21 protein-coding genes are annotated in these 23,419 nt (G+C 48.6%); 3 read left to right on the forward strand and 18 right to left on the reverse strand.

Translation table 11 applies throughout. From position 1 onward, the window contains the following. From SG35_RS25005 to SG35_RS25090, 18 genes are all read right to left on the reverse strand, one after another. Positions 1-1,626 carry an ABC transporter permease gene (locus tag SG35_RS25005; RefSeq protein WP_044835916.1) on the reverse strand — a complete coding sequence of 542 codons (1,626 nt, stop codon included), beginning with the start codon at positions 1,624-1,626 and terminating at the stop codon, positions 1-3. Continuing rightward, positions 1,623-2,633, reverse strand: coding sequence for a Fe(3+) ABC transporter substrate-binding protein (locus tag SG35_RS25010; protein WP_084693007.1), 1,011 nt, complete (start codon positions 2,631-2,633; stop codon positions 1,623-1,625). Before SG35_RS25010 ends, SG35_RS25005 begins: the two co-directional genes overlap by 4 nt. 134 nt (positions 2,634-2,767) lie before the next feature. Further along, positions 2,768-3,274, reverse strand: coding sequence for a YcxB family protein (locus SG35_RS25015; RefSeq protein ID WP_044835955.1), 507 nt, complete (start codon positions 3,272-3,274; stop codon positions 2,768-2,770). Between the two features lie 161 nt (positions 3,275-3,435). Next, on the reverse strand, positions 3,436-3,897 hold the full coding sequence (locus tag SG35_RS25020) for a hypothetical protein (protein ID WP_053043438.1): 462 nt from the start codon (positions 3,895-3,897) through the stop codon (positions 3,436-3,438). Positions 3,898-3,974: 77 nt separating this feature from the next. Continuing rightward, a complete protein-coding gene (locus tag SG35_RS25025; protein WP_160298403.1) occupies positions 3,975-4,724 on the reverse strand; it encodes an SCO family protein in 750 nt (249 codons plus the stop codon). A gap of 10 nt (positions 4,725-4,734) precedes the next feature. Beyond that, positions 4,735-5,079: a cytochrome C oxidase subunit IV family protein gene (locus tag SG35_RS25030; RefSeq protein ID WP_044835915.1), complete on the reverse strand. Its 345-nt coding sequence runs from the start codon at positions 5,077-5,079 to the stop codon at positions 4,735-4,737. 8 nt (positions 5,080-5,087) lie between these two features. Further along, positions 5,088-5,786, reverse strand: coding sequence for a heme-copper oxidase subunit III family protein (locus tag SG35_RS25035; protein ID WP_044835952.1), 699 nt, complete (start codon positions 5,784-5,786; stop codon positions 5,088-5,090). Between the two features lie 13 nt (positions 5,787-5,799). Further along, positions 5,800-6,510 (reverse strand): cytochrome c oxidase subunit 3, encoded by a 711-nt coding sequence (locus tag SG35_RS25040; protein WP_044835914.1) that lies wholly within the window; start codon positions 6,508-6,510, stop codon positions 5,800-5,802. Continuing rightward, positions 6,507-8,318 (reverse strand): cytochrome c oxidase subunit I, encoded by a 1,812-nt coding sequence (locus SG35_RS25045; protein ID WP_044835913.1) that lies wholly within the window; start codon positions 8,316-8,318, stop codon positions 6,507-6,509. Before SG35_RS25045 ends, SG35_RS25040 begins: the two co-directional genes overlap by 4 nt. Positions 8,319-8,438: 120 nt before the next feature. Then, a complete protein-coding gene (locus SG35_RS25050) occupies positions 8,439-9,869 on the reverse strand; it encodes a c-type cytochrome (RefSeq protein WP_044835912.1) in 1,431 nt (476 codons plus the stop codon). Positions 9,870-10,236: 367 nt separating this feature from the next. Then, on the reverse strand, positions 10,237-10,794 hold the full coding sequence (locus SG35_RS25055; RefSeq protein WP_044835911.1) for a hypothetical protein: 558 nt from the start codon (positions 10,792-10,794) through the stop codon (positions 10,237-10,239). A gap of 335 nt (positions 10,795-11,129) precedes the next feature. Then, entirely contained in the window at positions 11,130-11,804 is a 675-nt protein-coding gene (locus tag SG35_RS25060; protein WP_044835910.1) for a response regulator, read from the reverse strand. A 6-nt stretch (positions 11,805-11,810) separates the two neighbouring features. Next, positions 11,811-13,328, reverse strand: a complete 1,518-nt coding sequence (locus SG35_RS25065; protein ID WP_053043436.1) for an ATP-binding protein — start codon at positions 13,326-13,328, stop codon at positions 11,811-11,813. A gap of 366 nt (positions 13,329-13,694) precedes the next feature. Then, positions 13,695-15,536 (reverse strand): DUF885 domain-containing protein, encoded by a 1,842-nt coding sequence (locus tag SG35_RS25070; protein ID WP_044835909.1) that lies wholly within the window; start codon positions 15,534-15,536, stop codon positions 13,695-13,697. 193 nt (positions 15,537-15,729) lie between these two features. Continuing rightward, positions 15,730-16,209, reverse strand: coding sequence for a transcriptional regulator ArgR (argR, locus tag SG35_RS25075; RefSeq protein ID WP_044835908.1), 480 nt, complete (start codon positions 16,207-16,209; stop codon positions 15,730-15,732). Between the two features lie 191 nt (positions 16,210-16,400). Continuing rightward, positions 16,401-17,462: an ACP S-malonyltransferase gene (locus SG35_RS25080; protein ID WP_044835907.1), complete on the reverse strand. Its 1,062-nt coding sequence runs from the start codon at positions 17,460-17,462 to the stop codon at positions 16,401-16,403. A gap of 13 nt (positions 17,463-17,475) precedes the next feature. Further along, positions 17,476-19,752, reverse strand: coding sequence for a dehydrogenase E1 component subunit alpha/beta (locus SG35_RS25085; protein ID WP_044835906.1), 2,277 nt, complete (start codon positions 19,750-19,752; stop codon positions 17,476-17,478). Between the two features lie 87 nt (positions 19,753-19,839). Then, positions 19,840-21,027, reverse strand: a complete 1,188-nt coding sequence (locus tag SG35_RS25090; protein WP_044835905.1) for an acyl-CoA dehydrogenase — start codon at positions 21,025-21,027, stop codon at positions 19,840-19,842. Positions 21,028-21,225: 198 nt separating this feature from the next. Between SG35_RS25090 and SG35_RS25095 the strand changes: the two genes are divergently transcribed. The 3 genes from SG35_RS25095 to SG35_RS25105 all read left to right on the forward strand — a co-directional run bounded on the left by SG35_RS25095 (position 21,226) and on the right by SG35_RS25105 (position 23,305). Further along, on the forward strand, positions 21,226-22,056 hold the full coding sequence (locus tag SG35_RS25095; protein ID WP_044835904.1) for a LysR family transcriptional regulator: 831 nt from the start codon (positions 21,226-21,228) through the stop codon (positions 22,054-22,056). Positions 22,057-22,206: 150 nt separating this feature from the next. After that, on the forward strand, positions 22,207-22,836 hold the full coding sequence (locus tag SG35_RS25100) for a DUF6795 domain-containing protein (RefSeq protein ID WP_152646825.1): 630 nt from the start codon (positions 22,207-22,209) through the stop codon (positions 22,834-22,836). A 55-nt stretch (positions 22,837-22,891) separates the two neighbouring features. Continuing rightward, entirely contained in the window at positions 22,892-23,305 is a 414-nt protein-coding gene (locus tag SG35_RS25105) for a hypothetical protein (RefSeq protein WP_044835903.1), read from the forward strand. Positions 23,306-23,419 lie beyond the last annotated feature (114 nt).

A 23,419-nucleotide genomic window follows, 5' to 3' on the forward strand; every position in this document is an offset into this window, starting at 1 on the left:
TTAGCTCGGTTTGGTCCGGTTCAGCCAGATGATCGGCAATAAACCGAATAACACGATTAATATTGCCCCTAAAGCCCCCTGCTCTAACATTTCATCCGAAATAAGCTGGTATACCTGGGTGCTCAGGGTTTCAAAGTTAAAGGGCCTGAGCAGCAATACCGCGGGCAATTCTTTCATGGCTTCGACAAACACCAACAGCCAGGCCACCAACAACGAAGGTTTCAGCAAGGGTAAATGCACCTTAAGCAACATCTTGTTCAAACCGACCCCCAGGCTGGCAGGGGCCAGATCCAGGGAATGGGGAATTTGCCCGATACCGCTGGCGATAGTGCCGTTGGCGATGGCGGCAAAGCGGACAATAAAGGCAAAAACGATGACAAAAATAGAGCCGGAAAGCACCAGCCCCGGACTTTGCCAACCAAACATTTCCGCCAGGTCGTTAATCCAGTGATCCAGCGGCCCGAAAGTTGCCAGCATCGCCATGGCGATCACGGTACCGGGAATGGCATAGCCAAAACCGGAAATCACCTGCGGCACATGGGCAAACTTATCCCGGTGCAGGCGGCGGTATAAGCCAAACAATAAGGCCAGCAGCACCGTCAGGGTAGCGGCATATACCGCCACTTCCAAACTGTTTTTACCGGTCACCATCAATTGCGATAACTGCTCGGCGCCACTGTATTCATATGCCATCTGCAGCAATAAACCCAAGGGCAAGACAAAACCCGCCAGCACCAAAAACCAGCAAAAAATTCCGGCGCCGGCTTGCTGCCAGGGAGTTAACACCATCACTTCGGTTTGTTTATTGGGGCGGTTGCTCTGATGGCGCTGACCGGCACGGCTCTTTTGCTCGGCCACCACAGTAAAGAGAATAAACAGCATCAGCACACTGGCCAGGGCATTGGCAGAGGTTAAATCCCCGTAACCGAGCCAGGTATCATAAATGGCCGTGGTCAGGGTATTGACGGCAAAATACTGTACCGTGGCAAAGTCCGCCAGGGTTTCCATCAAAACTAAACTGGCGGCCACGGCAATCGCAGGCCGAGCCAGCGGCAGGGCTATTTTAAAAAAACTCTGCCGGGTAGAAAGTCCCAGCAGGCGGCCGGCGCGCAATAAATTCTGATCTTGCTGTTCAAACGCGGTGCGTGCCAGCATATAAACATAAGGAAATAATACCAGGGAGAGGATCACCGCCGCACCGGGTAAGGTACGCAGATCAAAAAACCAATAATCCGCCGGGCTACTCCAGCCAAAACTGGCCCTTAAAAAGCGCTGCACCGGTCCGGCATAATCAAACAAGTCGGTATAAAGATAGGCCACCAGGTAGGCGGGCATGGCCAGAGGTAATAACAGCAGCCAGCGCAGGTATTTTTTTCCCAGGACATTGGTCTGGGCGATAATGATCGCCGCCGGTACGCCAAAACACAGGGAAAGCAGCACCACCAGGGCGCCGAGCAGCAAGGTATTGATGATATAGTCAGGTAATACCGTTTGCCACAAATGAACAAAAAGATCTGCCGGCGCACCTATGCCCGCCAGCAACATCACCAGCACCGGCGCCAAAAGCGCCAGTGCCGACAACCAGGTTGTGGTTAACCAGGTTTTACTGTTATTGCCCGAAATCACAAATCAAACTGGACTTTATCCAATAGCACCAAAGCAGTTTTGCGGTTGGCGGCTATGGTTTCCAACGGCAGATGATCTGCTTTAAAGTCACCCCAGGAGGCAACCAGCTTGGAAACTTTGACGCCAACACGTACCGGATATTCCATATTGGTTTCGGCATACATGGCCTGGGCCTGCTTGGAGGCTAAAAATTCCATCAGCGCCTTGGCATTTTTCGCATGAGGCGCATATTTAGCCATAGCTACACCCGAGATATTGACATGGGCACCACGGGTTTGCTGGTTGGGGAAATTGATATTAACGGCATCGGCCCAGACTTTTTGCTTGTCGTCTTTCAGCATTTTGCCAAAGTAATAGCTATTGCCTAAAGAAAGATCACATAAGCCCTGGTGGATGGCCTGTACCTGGGCACGGTCACTGCCCTGTGGTTTACGAGCCAGATTAGCTTTGACTCCCTCAAGCCAGGTTAAAGTTTCGGCTTCGCCATGCTCGGCCACCATAGCGGCGACTAAAGCAACATTGTAGGGATGTTTGCCGCTGCGGGTGCAAATTCGCCCTTTCCATTTGGGATCCGCCAGTTCTTCATAGGTAAAATCGACATCACCTAAACGTTTGGCGCTATAAATGTTTCTCACCCGGGTAGTTAATCCGTACCAGGTATTATCGGATGCACGGTAGCGGGCAGGAATAGCATCAACCAGGGCTTTTGAATCCACCGGTTGCAGCAGCTGTTTGTCCTGCAATTCAATCAAACGGCTGATATCTGTGGTCAGCAGTACATCCGCCGGGCTGTGTTTGCCTTCACGGGACAAGCGCTCTGCCATGCCTTTTTTGGCAAACACGACATTCACTTTCACCCCGGTTTGCTCGGTAAATTTATCAAACAGGGGTTTTACTAAAAATGGCTGGCGGTAAGAGTAAACATTGACTTCTTCAGCGGCAGCGGCCAAAAACGGCATTGCCACCGCCAGTAATAAACTCATTTTTTTTAAGGTATTTGCGAACATAAGGAACCTGTATAAAAAAGTTAAAAATCGCGTACATAAAACGATTTTAATAATAATCGCCAGCCTAATGAAGTACCACTAAGCTGTCAAGGTTTTTGAGAACCGTTCTCATTTAAGTGAAACTTTCGCTCACTTTACTGATCTGTATCATCATTTTGCCCGGCGCCATCAAGCTGCCTATGAATAAAGCCGGTTGCCTCTTCGGACAGACAGCGGCTGGAAATATAACTCCTGCCCCCTTTATGTATTACCAATAACCCCTGCCCGGTAGGGCTAACCTGGTTAATATCCCCCCAGCTGATCAGGGCATCGACATAAACCGATTTAGATCTTATGCCCTGCCCGTCTATGGTTAAGGTGACCTGGCTATTGGCGCTGCGGCTGAGCATCTGCCGCGCCAGCCACCAGGGCTTTTGATATTTCACACTTAGCGCTTCAACCACACCGAGACCAATCAGAAACCAGGCGGCATATTGGTCTATCTCGGTGAAAAGTGATAATCCCAACCCCATCAACGCCAGAAAAATTGCTTTACTGTACGCCCGCAGCGAATAATCCGGCACAACGGACTCCTGATAACACTCGCTAAAGTGGCTTTTATCTAATTTAAAGGTGGTGGAATAAGCAAAAGAATCGGTCATAACAATATTCATTTATAAACAGTGGCGCTAGTGTAGCGAATATTAACAACAAGGCAATCTTTAGCCTGCCCAATACAGACAAAAAAGCTGCGGCATATTGTTGTAAAAGCTTTGCGTACCTCAGGCAAGTTCACATCAAAGAACATCCCACATCAACTTATTCAATCGTCAGTGACACTAGGCTTGCTTTCACTTTTCGTGATTATTTTATCTAAGCAGCGATCAATCGAGGCTTTAGCCGTGGCCGTTAATCCCCCCCTATCATGCTGCTCTTTAAGCAAGGCTTCCACCTGGCAAAATAAATCATCCAGATTACGCCCCGGTTCCGGGGTGTTATTTAAAGAACAAACCTCGGCATCTTTGGACAACTCCTCTTTTACCGGTTTATTCTCAAGCTCGGCCGCGCCGAATAAGTTTAGCCAGTGATCGGTTTTTCTTCCCAGCCTCATCACCTTGTAAAAATAACTGTGTGGATATTGATGCCCTTTTATCAGATCAATCACGGCGCTGACGATAGACACAGGACTAAGCAAGAGATCCCGTATGGCATCGAGTGCCAGTTTCACCTGAAAAATGCCTATATCTCGTAATAACTGCCAACGACTTAACTTAGGCTCTGTCATCTTAAAATCTCAACAAAAATAAAGCGCTAGAATACCATGAAGTGACGGTTTTGGATGAGGTGCTTTGTAAAAGAATATTAGCCGAGGTTGTCGCGGATCCAGAGATAGTCCCGGTACAGGACATCGATGTCAAATGCCAGGTTGCCAAAAGGATCTTTCAGCGGCTGAAATACCGCCTGTAACTGCCCGTGCGGATTAATGAGATATAAAGCACCGCCATGGCTGACCTGGTAGTCGCCGTTATCATTATTCACCTGCGCCTTAATGCCTAAGTCCTGTTCAAAAGCTCTTGCCCGGGCTTTTTCTTCCGCCCTGATCCCCGTTAAATTTTCACTGAAATAGGCAACATATAATGCCAGTTTCTCAGCACTGTCCCGGGCAGGATCTATGGTATAAAACAAAAAATGCAGATCCGGGTGCTTATCGCCTGTGTTCAGTTTATTTTCCAGTTGGGACAACAGCAGCAAGGTATTGGGGCAAACATCCGGACAGGAGGTGTAGCCATAGGACATCAAATGCCACCTCCCCTTTAATGCCTGATTGTTAAAGACCTGGTTATGGTGATCCCTTAACTGAAAAGACGCCATGTTAAGGCCTGAAGTTAACTTGGTGCCTCTGCTGAGCCGGGCCTTGCTTAACGGCGAAGCCGCCAGCTTGTCATCAAGCGGCCGGGTATAATTTAACAACGAATGACTAAGAGAAGAAATCGTCTCCGGCAGATAAAATAACAGCCAGATCAGGGCAAATAAAAAGCCGCAGACAATCGCCAAGCTCATGTTCAGCTTGGTCCTGACACTCCGGTTAATGGCATGTTTTGAGCGTTGCACCGCCATAACCTTAAGAAGAAATAAACGACAATAAGCGGTTGATAAAAGTGTAATCCCCTTCAATGGCCATCAGCACTATCAACACCAAGATCGCCAGCGGCGGTAAAAACAGCACCAGCTTTAACGCTATCCGCTCCCAGGCAACGTGCATGAAAATAGCCAGGATAAAACCCGCTTTTAAAAACATAAAAATTAAAATTAACGACCACCTGAGCATCCCCTGCAACTGGAAATAATCCACCATATACGACAGGGTGCTGAGCACAAAAAGTAATACCCAGACTTTCAGGTACAAGCTGATGGGGTGCTGCTTAACCCCTGCTTGTGCCTGTGCTTGTACATTCGACTGACTCATACTTTACCTCACCATAAATAGAAAAAGGCAAAAATAAACACCCATACCAGATCAACAAAATGCCAGTACAAACCGGTAATTTCGACGATATGGTAGCCTTTTTTTTCATAATCTCCGCGGGCCACCTTTCTGGCGATCACCGCCAGGTAGATCACCCCGGCGCTGACATGCATGCCGTGAAAGCCGGTGATCATAAAAAACGCCGCGCCAAACTGCGCCGCCCCCATGGGATTGCCCCAGGGCCTGATGCCTTCATCAACAATAAGCTTAGTCCATTCAAAGGCCTGCATGCCGACAAACAAGGCCCCCAACAAGGCGGTGGCCGCCATAAAATAAACGGTTTTCTTTTTATCGCCCCGGTAGGCATAATTTACCGCCATCGCCATAGTGCCGCTGCTGGTGATCAATACAAAGGTCATAATGGCGATCAACACCAAAGGGATATGATGTCCGGCTATGGTCAGGGCAAACACTTCGCTGGAGTTGGGCCAGCTGTCCATGGCGGACATGCGCACATTCATATAGGCGGTGAGAAAAATACTGAAGATGAAAGTATCGCTGAGCAGAAAGATCCACATCATCAATTTGCCCCAGGGCATATCGAAGGTTTGTTTATCCGCCGACCAGTCCCTGACAACTCCCTGCCAGTTATCCTCGTTTTTCTCTTGTGTATTTGTGTTTTCTGTTGGCGGTATATTCTCTTTCATCATTCTCCAGCTCCTAAAAGCCACAAAAAGCAGCAATCGTGTTATAGGTATCCGGGCTCGCCGTTAACAGGGCAAACAAAAACAGCCATAATAAAAACAGGTAATGCCAGTAAAAAGCACACAGCCCCAGGCTGCGCCTGAGCAACGCCAGCTCGCTTTTGCGATAAAAATGCACCAATACCCGTACCAGCGCCAGCAAGCCGCCGAGTAAATGAATACCGTGCACCGCCGTTAACATATAAAAGTAGCTGTTGGCGGGATTGCTATAAATTAAAAAACCCTGTCGGCTCAGCTGCTGCCACACCAGGTATTGGCCAAACACAAAAGCGATGGAAAAAATCACCGCCAGCACCAGGTAAATCAACAAAGCATTGATTTCCCGGGCTTCCCCTGTGGGTCTTACCGCCTTATTGGCATCTTTGCTTGAGAGCTGTAAAAAAATACTCGCCAACAGTAAAAAGCCGCTGTTAAGCCATAACTGCACGGAATGGGTCAGGGGTAACCAGGGCTCCCCCGCCAGCGCCTGGAAATCAGGATATTGGGAGCGGGATAAGTAGGTAATAGTAAAAAGAAAAAACAAGACAGAAACCACGGCAATAAAGAACTTCAGGGCGGTTTTTGCCGGAAATCCCGATGGCGCATAAGCCGGTACGCCATCAACGGCAAGACCCGACTCTTCTGCCGACAACCAGGGTTTTTCAGCAAGTTTACTGAAAATACTCATGACTTATCCTCCGCCGGCTTTTCTTTCAGGGGCACCACATTACTCCCCCGGGGCAAATCCTGCTCTGTTGCCAGTTTTTCCACTTCACTTTCCGGCATATTTTGCGGAATAAAATCCGCCTTGACGCCCGGTACGCTATAGTCATAAGCCCAGCGGTAAACCACAGGTAAGTTTTCCCCCCAGTTACCGTGTCCGGGTGGTGTGGTTTGCGTTTGCCACTCCAAAGTCGTGGCATTCCAGGGATTGTCACCGGCTTTTTTCCCTTTAAAGGCACTCCAGATAACGTTATAGATAAAGATCAACTGCACCACGCCGACAATAATCGCAGAAATGGTAATATTGGCATTTAGCACCTGGGCCGAGTCGGGAATAAATTCCGTCGGTCCCATGGCAAAATAACGCCTGGGCACGCCGAGAAATCCCAGGTAATGCATAGGTAAATAAATGGCATAGGTGCCTAAAAAGGTAAACCAGAAGTGAGCCTTACCTAAACCTGTATGCAAGAATCGTCCGGTGATTTTCGGATACCAGTGGTAGATAGCGGCAAATAGCACCATGATCGGCGAAACGCCCATCACCATATGGAAGTGCGCGACGACAAAATAAGTATCCGACAGGGGTAAGTCCACCACGACATTACCGAGAAAGAGCCCGGTAAGGCCGCCATGGGTAAAGGTAAAAATAAAGCCGATGGCGAACATCATGGGCACCGTCATATGGATATTGCCCCGCCACAGGGTCAGCACCCAGTTATAGACTTTCAATGCCGTCGGCACGGCAATAATCAAAGTGGTGGTGGCAAAGAAAAAGCCAAAATAGGGATTCATACCGCTGACATACATATGATGGGCCCAGACGATAAAACTCAGGCCGCCGATGGCCACTATTGCCCATACCATCATGCGGTAGCCAAAAATATTCTTTCTGGCGTGGGTGGCCAAGACATCGGAGACCATACCAAAAGCCGGCAGGGCAACAATATACACTTCGGGATGGCCAAAGAACCAGAACAGGTGCTGGAACAGCACAGGGCTGCCGCCGGTATAATCCAGAGTTTCCCCCAGGGATAACACCGCAGGCATAAAGAAGCTGGTGCCGATGACTTTATCCAGCACCATCATAATGGCACTCACCAGCAAAGCGGGGAACGCCAGCAAGCCCAAAATCGTCGCAATAAAAATTCCCCAGATGGTCAGCGGCATCCGCATCAGGGTCATGCCCCTGGCCCTGGCCTGCAAAATGGTGGTGACATAATTTAAGCCCCCCATGGTAAAGGCGATAATAAAAATCGCCAGCGAGGCCAGCATTAAAATAATACCGCCGTCATTACCCGGGGTGCCGGGCAATATCGTCTGCGGCGGATATAAGGTCCAACCGGCCCCCGTGGGCCCGCCGGTAACAAAAAAGCTGGCCAGCAGCACCAGCACCGCCAGTAAATAGGTCCAGTAACTGAGCATATTGAGAAAAGGAAACACCATGTCCCTGGCGCCCACCATCAGCGGGATCAGGTAGTTGCCAAATCCCCCGAGCAACAATGCCGTGAGCAGGTAAATCACCATGATCATGCCGTGCATAGTCACGAATTGCAGATAAGCCGAGGGATCGATAAAGGAAAAGCTATCGGGAAAACCTAGCTGCAACCGCATCAGCCCCGACAACACCAGAGCCACCAGGCCAACGCCGATGGCGGTGATGGAATACTGAATTGCGATCACTTTATGATCCTGACTCCAGATATACTTGGTAAAAAAGCTCCCGGGATGGGGAGAATCATCAACTTGATCGGCAATTGCGGTATAAGAAGTCATTTATCTCACCTTCAATCTCATTATTATTGTGCGAACAACCAGGTCATCGCGTATTCGGATAGCAAACATCCGTTTGCTCCTTCAACTTTCTGTCGGTGCTAATGCATATCGGCAAGGGCATTATTCTCCTGCCGATGCTGTTTCCGGCTGCAGCGCACGCCCTTTACCCGGCAAATTTGAGGTTAATGCCCCACCGGGCGCAAGCGAACCGATATAGGCCACCACATCATCCACCGCCTGTTCGTTTTGCAACAGCCTGGACATCAGTATCATCTGGCTGCCGTATAAATCTTTTCGATGTGCGCCCCGGATGCTTTGCTGGTAGTTGCTCAGCTGCCTTTTCAGGTACCAGGGTTGCAAGCCCGTCAGCTTAGGAGCATTGAGGGCAAATTTTCCTTCGCCGTTATCGCCATGGCAGTAGGAGCAATTGCGATACAAAATCTTCCCCTTAGCCAAATTTCCGCCGGCACCGGCTTTTGCCGCTTGCTCCGGCAAGGTGGCAATATAGGCAAGCACATCATCAATCGCCTTATCGTCGGCTAAGGTCGCCGACATCGCCGCCATTTGTTGCCCGAATTGATCGTTTTTGTGGCTGCCCCGGATCCCCTGCTGATAATATTTCAGCTGACGTTTCATATACCAGGCAGGCTGACTTGCAAGTTGGGGGGCATTCATGGCTTCATTGCCTTCGCCGTTACTACCGTGGCAGGCGCTACAAGCGGCAAAGAGTGTTTTTCCTTTAACAAGATCATATTCGGGAGGTTGCAGGGTTTGGGCAAAAGTCGTCTGCTTTGCCAACCAGAGATCATAGGACTGCCTGCTGTCGACGACGATATGGCCGCGCATGGTATAATGCGCCATGCCGCAGAGCTCTTCACACAGTATTTCATAGCGTCCCAACTTAGTCGGCGTAAACCATAAATAACTGACCAGGCCCGGCACCAAATCCATTTTCACCCGAAACTGGGGCACGGCAAAATTATGCAAAACATCTTTTGAGCGCATCAGCACTTTAACCGGTTGATCTATCGGCACATGCATTTCGTTACTGAAAATTAAAATATCATCCAGGGCATTGGCATCTTCTGGATTGATACCAAAGGGGTTTTTCTCGCTGATCAGCTCAACCGCCGTCTGCCCCAAAATCCCGTCTTTCCCGGGCAGGCGATAACTCCAGTGCCATTGCTGGCCTACCGCTTCAAAGACATCGGCATCTTCGGGCACATTGACAAACTGTCCCCAAACAAATAATCCCGGCGCCAGCATAGCCGCAACCCCTATGGTAGTGATCAGCGTCAGCCAGGTTTCCAGCTTTTTATTTTCAGGTTCATAATCAGCACGTTTATTTTTGTTAAAACGGTAGCGGAACACCGCATAGGCGAGAAAACAGTTAACCAGCACAAAAACAATGCCGGTTACCCAAAAGGTAATATTAATAGTGTCATCTATCGAGCTCCAGTTGGACGCCAGTGGCGTAAACCACCAGGGACTGGCAAAGTGAAAAACCAACGAAGCCACCACCAGGATTATAATGACAATTGCTACCAGCATATATTCTGCTCCCCAAAAGCCTTTAAGCCAAACAGAGATAAAAAACCTTGTTTCTGCCGCCCCTTAGTTCTTCACTTTGCTCAGGAAAATACAGTGAAAAAGCAATCGGCCGGCAGCAGGAGAAACCAACAAAACATATGGTAAATAGCTGATGTTTATTGAGTTAAGTTGACCGCGTGTTTATCCGGAATTTATTTTTATCTAACTACTATTAACATAGACCAAAAAAATGAATGTTCCAGAATCAACCGGAAAAACAAGGTATTAATTAAGAGCTTATAAAAACAAAAAAAACGAAGTGATATAGAAGAAAGGACAGCGGCATGAAGCCAGTCATGCCGCCGGTGTCGCCTGAACCGCCTGCAGACTAAGGCATGGTTTTCATAAAACTGCGGAATTTATCCTGCCCCCGCACCACCCATCTTGGGGTGGCTGCCCCGGTACCGGCAGCTTCCAGTGCAGGATGCGCTTTAATCACTTTACTGAACGCCTGCTCCTGGTTGGCATCGACATCGACAAACAGAATATGTTTGCCTTTATGTAATAGCTCCTGAAAACGTTCAAAATTTACGTTAGGTTTCTGGATACCGATAAAGCCGCCTTCCCAGGTACAAAAGCCTAGCACTATGATTGCCAGAAATATCACGGGTAACCAACCAGCTGAACTTTCTGTCCATCCCATAAGATAAGAAACCAATAAAGTTAGCGCTGCGCCTACTACGCCAACCATGGCACCCACTTCGGTTGAATGCACGACATCTTGTTTTAAAACGGCTTCCACTTCATGTAAATGATGGTTTTCCACTTCCGTATCATTCTCGCTCAAAATATGAATCTGAGGTTCTGTGATGCCTTCTGCTTCCAGTTCTTGCTCAACTAACTCCAAATCATCAAGATCATCAGTGATATAATAATGTCTTAACATATTTAACTCCTATTGATAGAGCCCGATCATTACACGTTTTTCCCGAGAATGATCCCCAACGGATTCGGATAATACGGCTAATATTGGCATAAATAAATTAAGGCTTGGCCCCTTTATTTAAACCATAAGGCACAATTAAAGTATCCGACCTATTTAGTCAAGTATAGCAGTAATCCAACAATAACAAACTCTTGCCGGGCAAGGGGTTAACCAGAAGTAATCACTTGCTTTACTTTTTGTTATTTGCATTTATTGAACAAGGGAGTCATCAAAGGAGACAGGCCGCTTAATTGTAAAAATGCGCCGGTGGCAACAGACACTCACCAAGCCAGCTCTCAGCAAATTTCAACCTTATAGCCGACACCATAAACCGCCTGGATCACTTCGGCCCCGGGTAATAATATCGCCAGTTTTTTACGTATTTTTTTAATATGGCAATCTATGGTACGCTCGCTGACAATGCGGTGATCATCATATACCTGCGCCATCAACTGCTCCCGGGTGAATACTTTGTCCGGCTGAGCCAGCAAAATTTTAAATAGCTGGAATTCCACCTGGGTCAGGGCTACTTTTTCTCCTTTAATCATCGCCGTATAGCTTTCATCATAAAGCGCGATGACCGGCTCCCGGACGAGCCGACGGTCACCGGCACAGCGCCGCCCTACCGCGCGGATCCTGGCCAATACCTCTCTCGGGCTATAAGGTTTACAGATATAATCATCGGCCCCCAATTCCAGCCCCAATAAGCGGTCGATTTCCTCAATCCGCGCCGTCATCATAATAATAGGCACCTGGGAAAATAACCGGATCTCCTTGCATATCTCTATGCCGTCTTTACCCGGCAACATTAAATCAAGCAAAATAAAATCCACCGGATACTGCTTTACCCAGTCGACAACTTCTAAACCATTTTCCAGCAGCTCAGTATCAAAACCCGCCTGTAACAAGTAATCCGACATTAACCTTGCCAGTTTCACTTCATCCTCAACAATCAATATCTTCTGCTTCATTTGCTGTTACTCTTTTCCGGGACATGAGGCCTTAAGACCTTGACCACCAACACCATCAAATTCTCTTTTAAACTGTTTATTAAAAAGCGGGATTTTAATGATCAGCCATAAGCCCCCCATTGTTGAAGCTTTCGCCCGGATAGTACCGGCATGAGCTTTGACAATATTGTGGCAAATAGACAAGCCTAAACCGGCACCGCCGGTTCTGCGGCTACGGGAAGCGTCCACCCGGTATAAACGTTCGAAAATCTTATCCAGCTCATCAATACCCACCCCGGGAGATGAGTCTTTAAAATCCAGCAACAAATTTTGCCCGTCGCTATGACTTGCTATCTGTAGTTTCCCCGGGTTATCGGTATAATCTAGGGTGTTCTTCAAGACATTAGAAAACAACTGTTTCAGCCGGTCAGCATCCGCCAACACCAGGCAAGTACCGGCACCGGAATCAAAGCTGACTTCTATGCCTTTGCGGGTAAAGTCATGACGAAACCCTGCCAGGGTGGTTTCGAGGATCACCTCGGGGTTTAGTGGCTGTTTCAGATAATTAAGCCCGCCGATATCCGACATCGACAACTCGTAGAGGTCCCTGAGCAAGAAGTTCAGATGCTCAACTTCACCGTGCAAGGAGGCAATTGCCTCCGGCGTGGACTGGCGTATACCGTCCTGGATCGCTTCTATCTCACCTTTTAATATCGCCAGCGGCGTGCGTAACTCATGGGAGATATCCGCCACCCATTGCCGGCGGGCCTGTTCATTTTCTTGCAGGGTGTGAGCCAGGGTATTAAAGTTGACCGACAACAGCCCCAATTCATCTTGACTGCTCACTGGAATGGCGGTTTGATATTTACCGGCAATCAAGTTAAGGGTTCCCCGAGTGAGTTCGTTTATCGGCTTAACCAAATAAGTGGCAACAGGCAGCACCGCCAGCAATGAAATGATGACCATGATCACAGCCACCAAAATAAAGGTATGGCTTTGCTGGCGGATGAATTGCAGATCCAGCTTATCCAATTGGGGCTGATGCTTTATCTGCCCCAGGTAACCCACGGTTTGATCGCCGGCAATAATGGGGTGCAACTTAAGCTCACTCACCTCCCCGGGGGGCCCATGCAATATGTTTTTATTTTCATCAAGCAGATAAGACGGTTCATGTCCGGGATGCCCGCCCTTTCCGGCTCCCGGTACCGGGCCTGGCGACTTCAAACGATTTTCTCCCTCAGGCGCTATCTCAAAAGGCCTGTGCCCCGGGGGCTTCCCCATGGGGACGGGCACTCCCCGGACAGGCTGCATAAGTTCAAACCAATAGCTGCGATGACTGCTGATATACTGCCAACTCTGCTCTTTTTGCCACTCCCGGGCCAGCTGCTCACTAAACTCCTGATGCAGCCGGCTTTCCTGCTGGTCGACATAGTTTAAAAACCCCTGATCAAAGCTCCACTGCATCACAAGATACATGCATAACACCACCCCGCCGGTGGCCGCCAGCAAGGTGGCAAATAATTTTGAACGTATACTAAAACTCATAACACTTCATTGGCGCCGACTTTATACGGCAGCTGAGGATCCCGAATTTGCTAACACTAGCATTGCCGGCGGCAGATAACAGGCAAGTCATCGGATTTCCTCAATCTTTCCACAATGCTTGCACAATCTGATTGAAAATAAGCTGTTAGCTTTAAAACAGCCAAGGGGCTCAACCGGTTATCCGGACAAAAGTTAGCTGGCTGTCCCCTGCTCCTGTTCATCCATGAACCCGCAGGATTGCTTGCAGGATGCAAGTACTTCGCTTATGCCGGGAGCATATAAGCTGAAATACTTCCATGTATAAAAAAAGTACGCCCGGAAAAACCAGGCGTACTTCTCTCATTAAGCCATGTGAATAAATTTACATTAAGCTTTTTTCTGCGCTTCCACCCATTGCTCTACCTTGGCCTGTAAAATCGGCATAGGCAAAGCACCGTCAATGAGAATCTGGGTATGGAATTTACGGATATCGAACTTATCCCCTAAAGCCGCTTCCGCTTTTGTTCTCATGTCGCGGATAGCACGCTGGCCGATTTTATAGGCCAACGCCTGACCGGGAATAGAGATATAACGCTCTACTTCAGATTCAACATCACTGGCCGCCATAGATGAATTGGCGGTCATAAAGTCTATTGCCTGCTGACGGCTCCAGCCCTTGGCGTGCAAGCCGGTATCTACGACTAAGCGCATCGCCCTGAGCTGTTCATCAGCCAGACGCCCGTACCACTGGTAGGGATCGGTAAACAAGCCCATTTCTTTACCCAGGCTTTCCGCATACAGGGCCCAGCCTTCGGCAAATACGGTATAGCCGCCAAATCTTCTGAATTTTGCCAACCCTTCTACTTCCTGCTGGATAGCAATCTGGAAATGGTGTCCCGGGGCAGCTTCATGGATGCTCAGGGTTTCCATAATAAATTTAGGCTGAGCTTTTAAATCATGGGTATTGATATAGAAGATCCCCGGACGCGAACCGTCAGGCGCCGGGCTCTGGTAACTGGCGCCGGCAGAAGAGGCGGCGCGGAAGGCTTCCACCGGACGCACTTCATAATCGGCTTTAGGGAACACTTCAAACAACTGGCCGACCCGGCTGTTGATGTCGGCCTTAACCGTTTCATAAGCATCTACCACTTCCTGCTCGGAGGAAAAATAGAATTGCTCGTCTTCTTTAAGGAAAGTAAAGAACTCAGGCAAGCTGCCGTTAAAGCCCACGGTTTCTTTTACTTTTTTCATCTCACCGAGAATACGCGCCACTTCCTGCTGACCGTACTGATGAATTTCGTCTGCCGTTAACGCCAAGGTGGTATTTTCGGCAATCTGATGCTCATACCAGGCTTTGCCTTTAGGCAAGGCCGACAAGCCCACCGAATCCCGGCCATGCTGCTGATACTCATCGGTGACAAATGCCAGGGTTTTCTTATAGGTGGGGATAATCACCTGCTCTATCACCTTGGAATAGCTGGCAATAATTTTTGCTTTTTCCGAGGCGCTGATTTTTTCGTTTTGCTCGAGCATGGTCAGCGGGCCATAAAAAACACTGCTTTTAACATCGTCAACCACATGGGCTTGCAGCTGAGGGATCACTTTTTCAATAATCGCCTTAGGCAATACCACATTTTTTTCAATACCTTCACGCATGACTTCAATAGTGCTGTCCATAAACAGGGCAAAGCCTTTGGCGCGCTGCTCGAAGTTATAATAATCTTTTGCGGTATTAAACGGCTGGGCACTGGCTCCCGAACCTAAGGTGGCAAAGAAGTTATGGATGCCGTACATCTGGTTGAAGGGCAGCATATGTTGGCCAAAACGGGTGCCGCGAATGGCCATTACCCGGTCTTGCTTAAAGATTTTATAACTTAATAAATCCTGTCCTTCGAGTTTGCTCTCATCTATTTCCTTGATAGCTTTCAGGTACTTTTTCTCAAATGCCAGCTCCTTTGCCCGGTTTTCGGCGGTGAGCGGGGCGGGAAATTTATCATTATAGGCATTTTCACCGACAAAAGTCGCATATATCGGATTAAGCACCATCACCTCTTTAAAGTATTGATCTAATAAGATATTAAGGCGCTGGGCTTCACTTTGTTTAGCCTGAGTTGCACCGGCTAAAGCCGTGGCTGAAGCGTTTTCGACATTGCTTGATGAGGAAATAGAGTTTGACTGGCACGCGCTTAGCAGTAAAACAACCGACGCCCCCAAGAGTTGCTTTTTCATGATTTGTTCCTAAAAAGTTATTTTTATGTTTATTTTATATTTATCATTAATATTTAAGCATGCCTGAGAAATAAGGCACAATCTAAAAGGTAAGAGAATATGACAAAAGCCCGTTGCCGCTCCCTTATATCTAGAGCCTTATCAGCAAGTAAACCGGAAAGATAAGCGGGAATGGATTAAGGAGAGAAAAAGTTTAGCTATTACCGACATCCAGTAATTTACGGATAGAGTCGGCAATTTCATCAATTTTAGTAACATCGGTCGGCGCAATAAAAATGGTGTCATCACCGGCCAAAGTTCCTAAAATACCGGCCGCTTCCCCCATGCTGTCGAGCATACGGGCAATCAAAGGCGCACCGCCGATGCCGGTTTTTAAGATAATCTGCATATTGTTATGCTTAACCCCCAACACCACCGACTGGATGGCATGTTTAGATCTGGGGATCACCAGCTCTTCCGGCAAGATATAAACGGTTTGATCTGAGGTATTGCGGGATTTTACCGCGCCGAGTTTCGCCAACAGCCGGGAAATTTTTGCCTGGGACAGATTTTCAAACCCCAGTTCTGCCAGCGCATCCGCCAACTGCCCCTGAGAGCCGTAACACTGATCCCTTAGCAAGCGTTTAAAGGCAAGGATTAATTCAGAGTCATTTTTATTCGTTTTCAGGGTCATACTACTACTCGGTTCGCTTTAGGGTGAGATGCCGACAAAGATCCTTTTTTATCTCAACAGTTTTTCTCAACAACAGTGATCCGGCGAGTGTAACAACAGATGCCGGGGTGATGCAATGCTATTAGCTTATGCCAAAAACAAAGCAGGAGGCAAATGCCTCCTGCTAATAAGTTTGCACTTTAAATAACTAACTAGGGCAGCACCAGTTTACGCTGCTCTTCGAGCCCCATCGACAGGATAAACGGCTCTTGTTTTTGCTGGCTGATAAAATCAGCCTTAGTCTGCATACCCAGCCATTGATGGCGGATCAGACATTGGGCTACCGCACCGCCCAAAGTAGCTCCCGGCCCCAGGATAATCAGCTTGTCCGGGGCATATTCTTTAATCGCCACCTCAACTGCCTTGCTGAAATTATAAGGCGCAACCACCTGGGTGCCCAGGGTATAATCATAAAGAGCATCAAGATCTGCGCCATAAGGCTGCCATATCTGACCTTCACCGTCGATGAGCGGTACTTGCGGCTTATCAAATAATGACTTGGCCAATAAGGACTTGGCTTTTTCCGAGGTGCCCTGTAATAACGGGGTGTGGAAAGCAGCATGGTTAAACAGGTTCATCGGGTATCTGTCCTGTACCACAGGCAGCTTCTGCTCCAATGCCGCCAGGCCTGCTTTATTGCCGCCAAAAACCAGGTAGCCGCCAAGTTCAATCGAGATATGTACTTCGGCGTCCGGCAATTGGTTGACCTCATCCAGCCATGCCAGCACCTGCTTTTTGATATCATCCTGCTGCTGCCAGTCGTCGTTGATCACCGGATAGATCATCTGACCGCCGATCACGCCGTCGGTCATCATAGAGCCCATGGTATTGATCAGCTCAATCGCCGCGGCCGGTTTAAGGGCCCCGGCAACCGCCAGGGCAATGTACCAGCCCATAGAGTTTCCGGTAACGGCAACAATATCGTATTCATCGCGGTCTATGCTTTGATAGTCGGCGGCGGCGCAGGCATAAATCAATGCAGAAGCATTTTCACCCGCGGTGTGCAGGCGCATGCTGTATTTGTCCATGTCGTCGAGTTCGCTGATGGCTGTTTGCCCCTGCCCCGCCCGGTAGTGGTCTATCACTTCCACCAGCTCGGTTTTATCGCTGTGCAAGCGTTTCAGGTAACCCAGTTCTTCTTTGTTGTAGGTACCGCGCCCGGGGCAGATCACCACGGCGCGTTTTTTATTTTTGTTTATATCCGTTGAGCTCATATCACACTTCCGCTTAAACTTTTTCGATGTTGTCATGATGTAAAACAACCACGGGATCTATGGTGATACCCGAGAGCATTTCTTTTGCCGTTTCAACAATTTCATTGTTTGACGGCAGTACCTGGTAAGCGGCAGCCCCCAAAGGAATAAAACAGTCTTCGGCGGTAATGCGGCGCACACGTTTTTGCGGTTTTCCCGCCGACTGTGCTTCCTGGATCAAGGTCATCAGCGCCTCGCTGACAGAGCCTGTTTTACGGCATTCATCAACAATCAAGACATTGTCAAAACCGCGTACCTGTTTCACTATGCCTTTTTCATCCAGCGGCGCCAGCCAACGTAAATCAATCACGGTGCAATGAATGCCCTGCTCCGTCAGAATTTTCTCCGCCTGACGCGACAGGTAATAACCGTTGCCGTAACTGATGATGCACAGGTCTTTGCCTTCGCCATAAACGCTGATTTTCTGGTTAATGTCGTCACCCGAGGTTAATGTCGCCTGTTCCGGGCTGACATATTCCGAGGTCCATAAACCGTCCCCTTCTTCATGCAAATCTTTGGTCATATAAAGGGCAATAGGTTCTAAGAACACCACCAGGCGTTGCTGTTCCTGCGCCAGGCGAACACAAGCGCGCATCATTTCTACCGCATCTGCCCCGTTTGACGGACAGGCCAAGATCAGCCCCGGGATATCCCGGAACACGGCAAAAGAATTGTCATTATGGAAATGACCGCCGAAACCTTTCTGGTATGCCAGCCCGGCAATACGGATCACCATGCCATTGCTGTACTGGCCGTTGGAGAAAAACGGCAGGGTCGCCGCTTCGCCGCGGATCTGATCTTCGGCATTGTGCACATAAGCCAGGAACTGAATTTCCGGGATAGGCAAGAAACCGTTATGGGCCAGGCCGATGGCCGTGCCTAAGATAGATTGTTCATCCAGCAGGGTATTGAGTACCCGGTTCTGGCCAAACCTTTCACACAGCTTACTGGTGACATTATAAACACCGCCTTTTTTGCCGATATCTTCACCGCACATAACGATATTTTCATGCTCGGCCATCAGGTCCATCAGGGCCCAGTTAATCAACTTGGCCAAATGCTGTTTCTTGCTCAGGTTATGCTTTTCATGCCTGAACAGCTGCTCCCTTTGCGCCTGGCTGACATTGGCCGTTGCCACCTCACGGCCAGGCGGGATAATGCTGGCCATCACCTCTTCCGGCGACTCCAACCTGTCTTTGGTGGCGACGACATCGGCGATGGCGGCAATGCGTTTTTCTACCGACTGATAAAGGGCAATGATCTGCTCTTCATCCAAAATATTGTTCTCCAGCAAGATGCGGGCGCTATGCAGCAGCGGATCTTGCTGTTCGTTGGCTTCAATTTCCGCCACCGGGCGGTAAACAAATTCCGCATCAGAGCCGGCATGCCCGAGCAAACGGATGGTTTTCACATGTAAAAATACCGGCTTGCGGTATTTACGCGCCAGCCGTTCGGCTTTTTTCGCGGTGTGATAGGTATCGAGCAGGTTTAAACCGTCGCAATACAAATAAGTTAACCCGGCGCGGTTGCTGAAATTCGCCTTGACCCAACCCTCCGGGGTCGAGGTGGAAATGCCTATGCCATTGTCTTCACAAACATAAACAATCGGCATAGGGATCGACTGATAAGCCGCCCAGGCGGTACTGTTAATTGCCCCCTGCGCGGTGGAATGGTTCGATGAGGCATCGCCGAAGTTACAAATCACCACGCCATCGTCGGGCATTTCACCGTCGTGCTTCATTCTTTTTGCCAAATCGATACTAAAGGCCGCCCCCATCGCCTTGGGCAAATGCGAAGCAATCGTGCTGGTTTGCGGCGGAATGCTCAGGGTTTTGCTGCCAAGTACCTTATGGCGGCCACCGGAAATGGGATCATCTTTTGAAGCGGCAAACGAGAGCAACATGTCATAAAGCGGCGTCTGGCCTTTCACCTGCTTACCGCGCTGGATAACAAAAGCGCCGCTGCGGTAATGCAAAAACGCCATATCATCCGAGCGAAATGCCTTGGCATAAGCGGCATTGCCTTCGTGACCGGCGCTGCCTATGGTATAAAAACTTTGCCCCTGCTTTTGCATGATGCGGGACTGCAGATCCAAATGCCGGCTCATCACCTGGCTTTCAAATATATCAATCACTTCTTCATGGCTTAAGCCAACATCTTCCGGGGTCAGTGTGCTGCTTGCCTCGGGCAGCTTGCCCTCGCGGACAAATTTAACAAAATTCTCTTTTACCAGCAGGTTGCGGTCTAACATTTGTGCTCCAAATAATCAGTAAGGTTCCGGCATCTAGATTTGCGACAGGCCGGGAAGCAGGCAGCTTCCCGGCGAAGGTGATAAGGCTTAGAAAAAAGCCTGAATACCGGTTTGTGCCCGGCCCAAGATCAGGGCGTGCACGTCGTGGGTACCTTCATAGGTATTAACCGCTTCCAGGTTCATCACATGACGGATCACATGGAACTCGTCGCTGATACCGTTACCGCCGTGCATATCACGGGCAGTGCGGGCAATATCCAACGCCTTGCCGCAAGAGTTGCGTTTGACTAAAGAAATGGATTCAGGCGCCAAAGTACCGGCATCCATCAAGCGACCCACCTGCAGACAGGCAAACAAACCGGTAGTGATCTCGGTTTGCATATCCGCCAGTTTCTTCTGGATTAGCTGGGTAGAGGCTAACGGCTTACCAAACTGCTCACGGTCTAAAGTATATTGGCGGGCGGCATGCCAGCAAAACTCCGCAGCACCCAAGGCGCCCCAGGAAATACCGTAACGGGCCTTATTCAGGCAGCCAAACGGGCCGGATAAACCTTTGGCATTGGGTAACATTTGCTCGGCAGGCACAAAGACATTGTCCATCACGATTTCACCGGTAATGGAAGCTCTTAACGAGAACTTGCCTTCAATTTTCGGCGCAGATAAACCTTCCATGCCTTTTTCTAAAATAAAGCCGCGGATCACGCCGTCTAGCTTGGCCCAGACAATGAAAACATCGGCAATCGGTGAGTTGGTGATCCACATTTTAGTACCGCTGATACGGTAGCCGCCGTCAACCGCCACCGCTTTGGTTGCCATGCTCGCCGGATCTGAACCTGAGTTCGGCTCGGTTAGGCCAAAACAGCCGATCAGCTCAGCCGTCGCCAGCTTAGGCAAATACTTCATCTTCTGCTCTTCGCTGCCGTAGGCATAGATAGGATGCATCACCAGGGAAGACTGCACGCTCATGGCGCTGCGGTAACCGCTGTCGACCCTTTCCACTTCACGCGCCACCAGGCCGTAAACCACAGAGTTGGTACCGGCACAGCCGTATTTTTCCGGGATAGTACAACCCAATAACCCCAGCTCGCCCAGCTCTTTCATGATATTGACATCGAACGTTTCATTGCGGTTGGCTTCAAGCACCCGCGGCATTAACTTTTCCTGACAGTATTGATGGGCACTGTCGCGGATCATCCGCTCTTCTTCGCTCAGCAGCGAATCAAGTAATAGCGGATCTTGCCAGTTAAAGGATGGGCGTGTAACTGAATTAGACATGAAAAAGCACCTTAAAGTTATCGAGTAATTACGTATCTTTTCGATACTAATAAAAAGGCAGCCAAAGTTAAAATATCTATTTCCTTTAACAGATATAGGAGTAAACTATACCTAGCTGTACACTAGATAAACAAAGCCACAGACAGTGGTCAGACCATGAATTTTAAAAATTTTCTTTAAGAAGATGAGCTTAGCTATATGGATTTAAGAAGCCTGCAATATTTTGTCGCCGTTTTTGAAAAGCGCAGCTTTAGCGCTGCGGCAAAAACCTGCTATGTCGCCCAACCGTCGATTTCTGCGGCCGTGGCCCAGCTGGAGCAGCATTTAAATACCAGTCTGTTTAACCGCCATGCCCGCGGCGTCAATCCCACCAACAGCGGCGATAAACTCTATCCGCTGGCGAAGCAGCTGATCGGCCAGGCAGATGCCATTAAAACCGTATTTACCGAGCGCAGCGTTAAACAGCCCTTTTATCTCGGTGTTACCAAAGGGCTAGGGGTAAAGCGCATGAGCGCGCTGTTAAAAGACTTTACCTCCGCCGAACAGCAGGTGGAGCTGACCTTAGTGCCTCATACCGAACCGTGCGATGCCCGTATTATTATCAAGGAAGAGCTGAAAGAGCAGGAAACCCACTGGTCGCTGTGGCAGGAAGATTACCTGCTGGCACTGCCCTACAACCATATTTTATCCCTGCAGGACAGCATAAAATTACGGGATCTCGACGGCCTGCCTTTTATCCAGCGTACTCCCTGCACCGAATGGGACACCCTGAGCGATGCCCTGACTTTGGAAGGGATCAGCGTCGATACCCGGGCAAAAATCCAAACCATAGATTATGCCCTCGGCCTGGTACAAGCCGGATTGGGCTGCGCCCTGGTGCCCGCCCACCCGGAAATCATCAGCAAAACCGATGTGGTATTCAAACCGATAGAAGGCTTAAGGCTGATGCGGGAAACCATACTTGCCTACCAGCAGCCATCGGATATTATCAATACCTTATTACAGTTGGTGTTAAAACACAGGCGATAACCCTTGGGATCAAGTACGTACTTACACATTGCAAACTTCACGATAAGCAAACTGTAATAGCTCCTTGAATAACATGGAGGAAACTCATACACTGTTCATTTTATAGGCAACGGATTTTGCATACAGATAACATCATCGGAGGATGTTCTTTTGCTTAAGCACTTTTCCCACAAAAAGCAAACCTCTGTGATAAGTGCATTGTTTCATTCCCGCAAATTTCAGTTCATTATCGCCATTGCTGTTATTTTATTCTTCACATTCTTAATACAGCCACAGGAGGTACAAGCCATGTTTGGCATTTTTAAGCGTTATGAGGTGGAGATGTCCCCTGAGGTACGCGGTCGTATCACAAACAACGGTAGCCCCTTGGCAGGTATACAGGTAGCCCGCAGTCTTTCTTATGAGGGGTACCAAAAAGGTAAAGAGCAACTGGAACATACTACGACCGATGCCGATGGTCGCTTTTCATTCAAACCGCTGATGGTGAAGTCACGCCTACCGGGGGATTTGTTCGGCCAAAATATGCTAGTTTGGCAAGCTGTTTATGTTGAACGCGACGAACAGCTCTACCACCTTTGGTCCACCCATAAGATATGGCACTCTGTAAAACCCCTGTCCGAGTTATTAATTCAACTTAATTGCGATTTACAAGATAAGAAAGTTCAGCATGAAATAAATACCTTGGACTATGGAGGTATGTCATCTCAGGTAGTTGGTTCTATCTGTCACTGGCAAGGAGCGCGAATATCCACCTATATAGAGCCGCCAGGCAGGCGTTAAAACAAAACTCATGATACAAAGCTCTGTTTTATATCAAGGTGTTAAGGAGGAATAAATGGGTCTTGTCTTAGCCCCCTTGATTATCTTCTGGCTGACAATAGCCCTTTATTCATTGAATATGGGCTATGCATTAATAAGCGATTCAACCGGGTATCCAAATGCTGTTTCTGTCATAGCCATTGCGCTTTTCTCTTTGCTAATTTATCTCCGCCTCGGTTTCGCCAGATTTAAAAGCAGGAAAAAGCTCTTGGTATTTGAAATACCAATATACTTTACCACCAATAAAGTATCATTTTTCCTGGTCATTCTCGCTATACTGGCTTACAAGTTTGGCTCAGATTATCTCAGCCACGAATACCTCAAACCTATACCATTTATACTGACATTCACGATTTCTTTCGCCGCCATCATAGGTACTTTTTATTCAGAAACGTTTATAAAAAAATACAAAATAACTCAAATACACTAATTTAGACATTTAGCCTTGCTGTAACCGACATAAAACGCCAATACCATGTTCCGATAAGACTCAGATATGCAAGCCCTGTGACTAAACTCGTGATTATCAAATCGTAAACAGTTA

It is taken from the genome of Thalassomonas actiniarum (assembly GCF_000948975.2).
GTDB lineage: Bacteria > Pseudomonadota > Gammaproteobacteria > Enterobacterales > Alteromonadaceae > Thalassomonas > Thalassomonas actiniarum.